This window comes from Bacillus sp. SIMBA_005 (assembly GCF_046535585.1).
GTDB classification, from domain to species: Bacteria; Bacillota; Bacilli; order Bacillales; family Bacillaceae; genus Bacillus; species Bacillus pumilus.
This window is the reverse complement of record NZ_JAWRWI010000333.1, coordinates 1-275: the sequence shown is the minus strand read 5'-3', so window position 1 is coordinate 275 and position 275 is coordinate 1. Positions and strand designations below refer to the sequence as shown.

At 68.0% G+C, this 275-nt stretch carries 1 protein-coding gene; it reads right to left on the bottom strand.

From position 1 onward, the window contains the following. Window positions 1-254: amino acid permease (locus tag SB660_RS20355; protein WP_410584130.1), on the bottom strand; the 254-nt coding region annotated here is incomplete at its 3' end. Between the last annotated feature and the right edge of the window lie 21 nt (window positions 255-275).

The following is a 275-nucleotide window of genomic DNA, read 5'->3' as shown; positions in this document are numbered from 1 at the left end:
AGCCACGACGGTACGGCGACGCCGGTGGCATCGACGACCGCGAGCAGAGGCCCGCTCGAGCCTTGAAGCTCCTCCGGCGACAGCACGAGCGAACTCGCGACGCCGACGAGCACGTACATCACTCCGGCGGTCAGCATGGCGGCGAACAGCGCACGCGGGTAGATCCGTCGCGGGTCTTTGACCTCCTCGATGACGTTCGCCGAGGTTTCGAAGCCGACGAACGAATAGTAGGCGACGATGGCACCGCCGAGCACAGCGCTCGCGGCCCCCGTCCC